The sequence below is a fragment of the Bacillus pseudomycoides DSM 12442 genome (assembly GCF_000161455.1).
Classification (GTDB): Bacteria; Bacillota; Bacilli; order Bacillales; family Bacillaceae_G; genus Bacillus_A; species Bacillus_A pseudomycoides.
This window is the reverse complement of record NZ_CM000745.1, coordinates 4,885,894-4,891,697: the sequence shown is the minus strand read 5'-3', so window position 1 is coordinate 4,891,697 and position 5,804 is coordinate 4,885,894. Positions and strand designations below refer to the sequence as shown.

At 30.8% G+C, this 5,804-nt stretch carries 11 protein-coding genes; 2 read left to right on the top strand and 9 right to left on the bottom strand.

Translation table 11 applies throughout. The features are described from left to right. The coding region (locus BPMYX0001_RS24850) for a YolD-like family protein (protein WP_033799333.1) at nucleotides 1-298 on the top strand (298 nt) is incomplete at its 5' end. 348 nt (nucleotides 299-646) lie between these two features. Beyond that, nucleotides 647-1,069 carry an NUDIX hydrolase gene (locus BPMYX0001_RS24845; protein WP_006096943.1) on the top strand — a complete coding sequence of 141 codons (423 nt, stop codon included), beginning with the start codon at nucleotides 647-649 and terminating at the stop codon, nucleotides 1,067-1,069. A 158-nt stretch (nucleotides 1,070-1,227) separates the two neighbouring features. On the opposite strand, the gene BPMYX0001_RS24840 is transcribed toward BPMYX0001_RS24845, so the two are convergent. The 9 genes from BPMYX0001_RS24840 to BPMYX0001_RS32445 form a co-directional block, all read right to left on the bottom strand. Continuing rightward, nucleotides 1,228-1,524, bottom strand: coding sequence for a hypothetical protein (locus BPMYX0001_RS24840; RefSeq protein WP_033799750.1), 297 nt, complete (start codon nucleotides 1,522-1,524; stop codon nucleotides 1,228-1,230). A 73-nt stretch (nucleotides 1,525-1,597) separates the two neighbouring features. After that, complete coding sequence (locus BPMYX0001_RS24835; RefSeq protein WP_033799332.1) at nucleotides 1,598-1,915, bottom strand: hypothetical protein; 318 nt, start codon at nucleotides 1,913-1,915, stop codon at nucleotides 1,598-1,600. A 57-nt stretch (nucleotides 1,916-1,972) separates the two neighbouring features. Then, nucleotides 1,973-2,209 carry a DUF2187 family protein gene (locus tag BPMYX0001_RS24830; RefSeq protein WP_006096940.1) on the bottom strand — a complete coding sequence of 79 codons (237 nt, stop codon included), beginning with the start codon at nucleotides 2,207-2,209 and terminating at the stop codon, nucleotides 1,973-1,975. A gap of 24 nt (nucleotides 2,210-2,233) precedes the next feature. Further along, nucleotides 2,234-2,473, bottom strand: a complete 240-nt coding sequence (locus tag BPMYX0001_RS24825; RefSeq protein WP_033799331.1) for a hypothetical protein — start codon at nucleotides 2,471-2,473, stop codon at nucleotides 2,234-2,236. Nucleotides 2,474-2,496: 23 nt separating this feature from the next. Continuing rightward, nucleotides 2,497-2,736 carry a hypothetical protein gene (locus BPMYX0001_RS24820; protein WP_033799330.1) on the bottom strand — a complete coding sequence of 80 codons (240 nt, stop codon included), beginning with the start codon at nucleotides 2,734-2,736 and terminating at the stop codon, nucleotides 2,497-2,499. A 118-nt stretch (nucleotides 2,737-2,854) separates the two neighbouring features. Then, nucleotides 2,855-3,034, bottom strand: a complete 180-nt coding sequence (locus tag BPMYX0001_RS35030) for a helix-turn-helix domain-containing protein (protein ID WP_368659920.1) — start codon at nucleotides 3,032-3,034, stop codon at nucleotides 2,855-2,857. A 240-nt stretch (nucleotides 3,035-3,274) separates the two neighbouring features. Next, entirely contained in the window at nucleotides 3,275-4,135 is an 861-nt protein-coding gene (locus tag BPMYX0001_RS24815) for a hypothetical protein (protein WP_006096938.1), read from the bottom strand. A 36-nt stretch (nucleotides 4,136-4,171) separates the two neighbouring features. Then, nucleotides 4,172-5,017, bottom strand: coding sequence for a hypothetical protein (locus BPMYX0001_RS24810; RefSeq protein WP_006096937.1), 846 nt, complete (start codon nucleotides 5,015-5,017; stop codon nucleotides 4,172-4,174). 287 nt (nucleotides 5,018-5,304) lie between these two features. Beyond that, on the bottom strand, nucleotides 5,305-5,804 hold a 500-nt coding region (locus tag BPMYX0001_RS32445; protein ID WP_099045776.1), incomplete at its 5' end, for a hypothetical protein.

Sequence of the window (5,804 nt, the reverse complement as noted above, 5' to 3'; positions counted from 1 at the left end):
GTTTTCAGCAATAAAGGAACAATCTGAAGGATTAAATGAATTGTATGAAAAACAAAGCCATATTCCAATGCCGATTTTAGATGAACAGCAATTAGATACTATAAATGATACTGTTTGCGAGGCAATGGCTACAAATAATCCAGTAAACATCTTATATCATAAACAGAATAAGTTTTATCGTATCTCTGGTTATATTCATTATTATGATATGTCTTGTAATGAATTAAGAATAATGGGTGAAAATGAGAGAATTAAATATATAAAATCTATGTGTATTGTGGATATAAAAATGCTTTAAAAAAGTTACATTGTAAATTAGTTGGACAGAAAAAAGTCTACAATGTTATGTAGACTTTTTTCTGTCCAATCGAATTATATTTCTATACCTATAGGGGTACCGCCAGCATTTCGGAAAAAAACCACGCTAAGGATTTTTGAACCATTTTAACGCTAATTTAAATTGTGTTGTATTCGAAATTAGACCATTTCGATAAGTTGTGTTGCGTTAATACTCATTTACATTAATCTTTTTTAGTTCTAATACAACACAACTAACATTGTGTTGTATTAGGCGCTAGTTAAATTTAAAAGACTTCATTAAAATAAAGTATAATGTAGATTTTAATTTTTTAATGGAGGAAAAATTATGGAACGAGTCGATGTAGTATATGCACTTATTTATGATGATACAAACAGAAAAATTCTTATGGTCGGAAACAAACGTGAAAATGGTAGTGAGTGGAGCCTCCCAGGAGGGGCAAGAGAAAATGGAGAAACCTTAGAACAGGCAGTTATCCGTGAGACATTTGAAGAAACAGGGTTAACGGTTGAAATTAAAGATGTATTTGCTATTAATGAAAAGTTTTTTCCACATGCACATGCTGTAATATTCACCTTTGTAGCTAGAATAGTCGGAGGCGAAATATCTATTCAAGACAAAAATGAAATTACTGATATTAGTTGGATAAACATAAAAGAAGCTGAAGAAATTATGTTTTACTTTCCTGATGGCGTTCATAATTTATTAGAAAAAGGACTAGTAGCTCCTTACTACTTCCAAACTAAGTAGAACAAAAAGAGCAATTAAGTAGTTTAAAACATTTAGAAAGCTAATTCTATCTATATATTAAGAAAGAATTAGCTTTTTGGTATTTATTTTTCTTAGCGTGGTTTTTTTCCGAAATGCTGGCGGTACCCCCTATATGAGTAGAGTCTTAACGGACATTTTTAAAGCTCTAAATTTTCTTTACTTACTTTTGCAATATATTTCAAACAATCTATTACTGGATAATGAATCAATGCTTTAGGTTGGGAAAACTTGACGCCCTCTTTTTCAAGCAAATTGACAAGTTGTTCGACGGTCATCTCTTTGCGTTGTATCTTATTGAAGTATTGTATCACAATGCTTTTCCAGTTATAAGACGGACTTTGGAAGTAGCCTTCTCCTTGTACAGTATGATTATAAATCATATCCAGTTTTTCTTGTCTCCTTTTCTTTTGTAGATGTTTTTCCATTTGGCTCATCTTCATTCACCTCATTTTTTAGTGAAAATCTGTATTTCGCCCCCTCTTTAATAAAATAACGTGATTCTATTTGTTACACATTAATTTCAGCAACAATTAGTTTTCTTCCCTTTTTGCTATAACCTGTTTCGAGAGAGAGTATCCAATCGTGAAGGTCATTCCAATCATATCTCAGATTTAATAATTCGGCAGGGAATTTGTTTTCAAAGTCATCTCGCCAAGCATACATTCTTTCTAATGCATTATCTAGCCTTCCAAATTTGTATAATGTAATGTTTTTCTTTTTCCCGTTATCTCTAAGTGCTTTTGTTAAATATACATAAACCTTCCCTTTCGATCGGTTAAATGTAAGAAATCCAACATTTCCTTTCAAACTGTCCCTCCTCTTCATATTCCGACCACAACACCGAAAAGTGAATTGTGGCCGGAACTATATGTTTAGTATTTATTATGAAACTTGTCTTTTACGAACACGAACTTTTTTATAACGACCATGCTTTACAACATGGCGAGTATCTATTTCTTTATATTTCTTAGTTTTAAGCATTTCTGAAATATCCACGATAATTGTATTAGTTAAAATGTTTACTACATAACCAGTTAATTTTATTGAAGGGTTCTTGCGATGCGGAAATTGTACAAAGTCACCAATTTTAATTGTTGGAACTGAAATAGTCTTTTCCATAAAAAAGCCTCCTAAACTGAAATGTTATAGATTAACTTTTAAATTACTGAGTATTTCTTTATCCTTTGAAAACTTATATGCTTTTATATATAGAACAAACAAATCTGCACTTAATGTGACAGTCATTCCATCTTTCATACACTTTAAAATAATGAGATCTTGATTCTCTTGTTCAAACATCCTTGCATATCCTAATACCTGATACACTCGACCGTCTTTTCTATGAATATAGAATTCGCCCCGTTTTGGTTTTGATGCTATCACATCTATTCCTCCTCAAAATTTGTTTAAAATCCGTAGAGAAATCCGGTAATTAAATATGTAGCAACAATCATAAAAGTAGATAGTCCAAATGTACCGAAGAACCAAATTTGTGAGGAAACACAATTATCTATACCAAACCATTCACAAATGGCGTCATATCGCTTTTTTAAAGTGCTTTTTATAGTAAGGTTCATTTTTTCTTTTATCGTTAAATGTGTTAAAATATACTTGCTGTTAGGGGTTTTTAGATAGGTATTTGCCATCTAGAATCAACCTTTCTTTTATATTAGTGTACCTGGAAAAGCCCTTTTCTACTTGGCGGTGGTGGGGGCTTTTTCATGTCTATCTTTTAATGGGTACTTTCTGTAAGTTTATAAATCCCTAATTCTTTTGAGATCCATAAACTTCCGTCATAACTTCTTTAGTTAAAAGCCATGTATTTCCTGACTTCTTGACTAATCCTTTTTCTACGTAATTTTTTAATTTACCACGTACACATGAAGATCTCACGGTACCTTTTTCTAATCCCCACTTCTGCTCGGCTTCACTTGCTGTAAAAATATTGGAAAGTGGGGAGTTTAAAAATTTTTTTCTACAGAACTCTTCTTATCAGTCATTATATTCCCCCTCCCTAATCACGAAAGCGTGATTTGCTATATCTCTATTTTATCACGTTTCCGTGATTAATCAATGATATTTCTGAAAATTCATTCTGTTAATTTCGACAAAAAAGCACATAATATATTCGGATTATGTGCTTTTAAAATACTTTTTAAGCAGTATTTATATGTTGGGAATTGGTTAATTAGTTGATGTACTATTGTGTTCTGTAATTATCTGTTTCAGATACATATATTTTTGATATCGATCTAAAAATTTTTCATGTAGTGGTACATTATTTATATGATTCTGTTGAAAATAGTTTTTTAAAAATATAATGAACTTTTTTTCCATTCGCTTTTCCCTAGTACGATGAAATAAATCAGAAAGTAGCGTACCGCTATTTTTAATAAAAGGAACCTTTTCGAATATCTGCAAAAAATGACTTAATTCTTCTACATTATAGAAGGTATCAATCTTTTCGTTACGAGGTGTATCAAATTTGTATGTTGAGTAAATATAAACATCGGTGAAGTTTCTATCTTCGGAGTTGGGTTCTAAATGAAAACCTAATTCTTTGGCTTTTTCATATAGTTTAATTTTTTGAGGAGAATCTTTATACACAGTTACAGAGGCATATAATTCTGTAATCCCTACGACTTTCGCAAATAGAACACGATGATTCCCGCCTGTTACCTTGAAATGATTTTTATATTCTACAAGCTCGATAGCATTCTCATGTAAACCAGCACGATTCATTTCTACACGTTTCATGGGTGTACTCTTCATATATGTTTCAAAATATTCGGGCTCTGTTATATATCTGTCTAATATGTAACTTCCAGGATTTGATTTTTCAAATGCTTCTATAACAGTAGAGTTTTTATATTTATCATGACGAGTACTGGTGATGTTTGTACACTTTACTAACTTATCTTCTTCATGCCTATCACAACAGAAATTTATGAAATCGGGATAAATATTCATTTTATGATCTATACATTTTGGGGGTTGATTTTTATTAATTCCAAGATGGTTATAAAAAGAGTTGAGATTACTCATCTTTTATTCTCCAATTTAAAGTATTTTGTACATTTCTTATTTGTATACATATCCATCCTCATATAATTGGGCTAGTGAGCTGTAAAGTAAATCTTTATTCATAGCATTTTTCAAATGATCTACATGGCGCACATGGCTCAGAGTACTACAGATTCTAATTTTCTGTTTGTTATTCAGAAAATAAAATAAACGCATCCTTTTTTCTATGAAATTTAATTGCTCATGTATGTCTCTAAATCGATTCTTTATCCAAAACATTTCTTCTTGATTAAAATTAAAACTGGAATAGCATGGAATGTCGTGGGTGTTTAAGGAAATGTCTTTATACATGATTCTCCGATCTTGTATGTGGAAATTCAATTCCTCTGCACTTTCCTTTAAATCTTTCAATAACTTTTTATGTTGTAAATAGTAAGCTTCTGATGTGTAGTTATGTTTATATATTTCAACTTCAGCGAATATATATGGTGCATTTATCATCTTTGCAAATACTGTTCTATGATTTCCATCAGTTACTACATAAATATCCTCTTTATCAAGATATGAAAGGTTGATTTTATGTTTGGGTTGTTGGAAATATTCGATAGAAGCTGCAAGACCATTTTCTTGTAAGTATTTATAATGAGTTTCTATACGATTAAGAGCTAAAACACCAGCTTCGCCAGTCATATGTTGTGCCCAAGTACAATTAGTATTTAATCTAGTATCTGTTAAACCTCTAATCTTTGAAATTTTTACTAGCATATTTTTCTTTTCAGTTGGTATATGGTCGTAATACAGCTCTAATTTCTCGCATAATATAGGTTTTTCCAGATTCATTTTTTTAAGATGATCTAAAGCGACCCCGTGATTACGCAATCCGTTAATTAAACAAATGGTCATGGTATCTCCTTTCCGTTTTTCTACTAAAGTTTGTAGTTGTTATTTCAAACAAGTTAAATACCTCTGGTTGTTATATCCTTATTTCACCACGAAAGTTCAATATTCCGAATGTTCACTTTGATAAAGTTATGTGTAGCTGTGAAATAAAGTTTAATTAAAACCTATTTGGATAACTTTGCCCATCCCCCGAAAAAGGGGGATAATACAGAAAATACCAATTGTATGTTAAATAGAAAGTAGACATCTTTTTTACGAAAGATTGTACTTATAAAAAATATTATTAGGGTTTAGTTATCTAATATCTTTTTTATACTGCCCTCTGTTCTATCAGTATTAAATTTTACCTCAAAACCAAATTTTTTATAAAAATGTTCTAATTTATCAAAATGGTCTCTGTCTTCTGGTGATAGCCGCCCAGAAATGTGTGAAACTTTCATTTCTTTAGCCATTTTAATAAGATATTTCATTGTAATAGAGCCGTTCCCAATGTTTTCTTTCGGACTCGTTATATTTCCAATCCATATATAGTCAGTTTCTTGATGTGAATTGTTACGGAGAGTTGCAAAAAGTGTAGGAATTTGATAATTATCATTGAATCTTCGTACATACAATTTAATCTCAAAAGACCGTCCGATCGGTGCTCTAAATACAAATACTTCATCATTTTTCTTATTTTTTTCAATGCCAATAATTTCAGCTTGTGGATACTTAGAAAAAATTTCTTTTGGTATGTCATATGTTTTTTTTAGTTTGTTTATTTTAGTTTCAAATTCATCTTCAATAAGCG

What these genes read in the sequence shown, in the direction of transcription:
- BPMYX0001_RS24845 (WP_006096943.1), top strand. Translation starts at nt 647, where the DNA reads ATGGAACGAGTCGATGTAGTATATGCACTTATTTATGATGATACAAAC.
- BPMYX0001_RS24840 (WP_033799750.1), bottom strand. Translation starts at nt 1,524, where the DNA reads ATGAGCCAAATGGAAAAACATCTACAAAAGAAAAGGAGACAAGAAAAA.
- BPMYX0001_RS24835 (WP_033799332.1), bottom strand. Translation starts at nt 1,915, where the DNA reads ATGAAGAGGAGGGACAGTTTGAAAGGAAATGTTGGATTTCTTACATTT.
- BPMYX0001_RS24830 (WP_006096940.1), bottom strand. Translation starts at nt 2,209, where the DNA reads ATGGAAAAGACTATTTCAGTTCCAACAATTAAAATTGGTGACTTTGTA.
- BPMYX0001_RS24820 (WP_033799330.1), bottom strand. Translation starts at nt 2,736, where the DNA reads ATGGCAAATACCTATCTAAAAACCCCTAACAGCAAGTATATTTTAACA.
- BPMYX0001_RS24815 (WP_006096938.1), bottom strand. Translation starts at nt 4,135, where the DNA reads ATGAGTAATCTCAACTCTTTTTATAACCATCTTGGAATTAATAAAAAT.
- BPMYX0001_RS24810 (WP_006096937.1), bottom strand. Translation starts at nt 5,017, where the DNA reads ATGACCATTTGTTTAATTAACGGATTGCGTAATCACGGGGTCGCTTTA.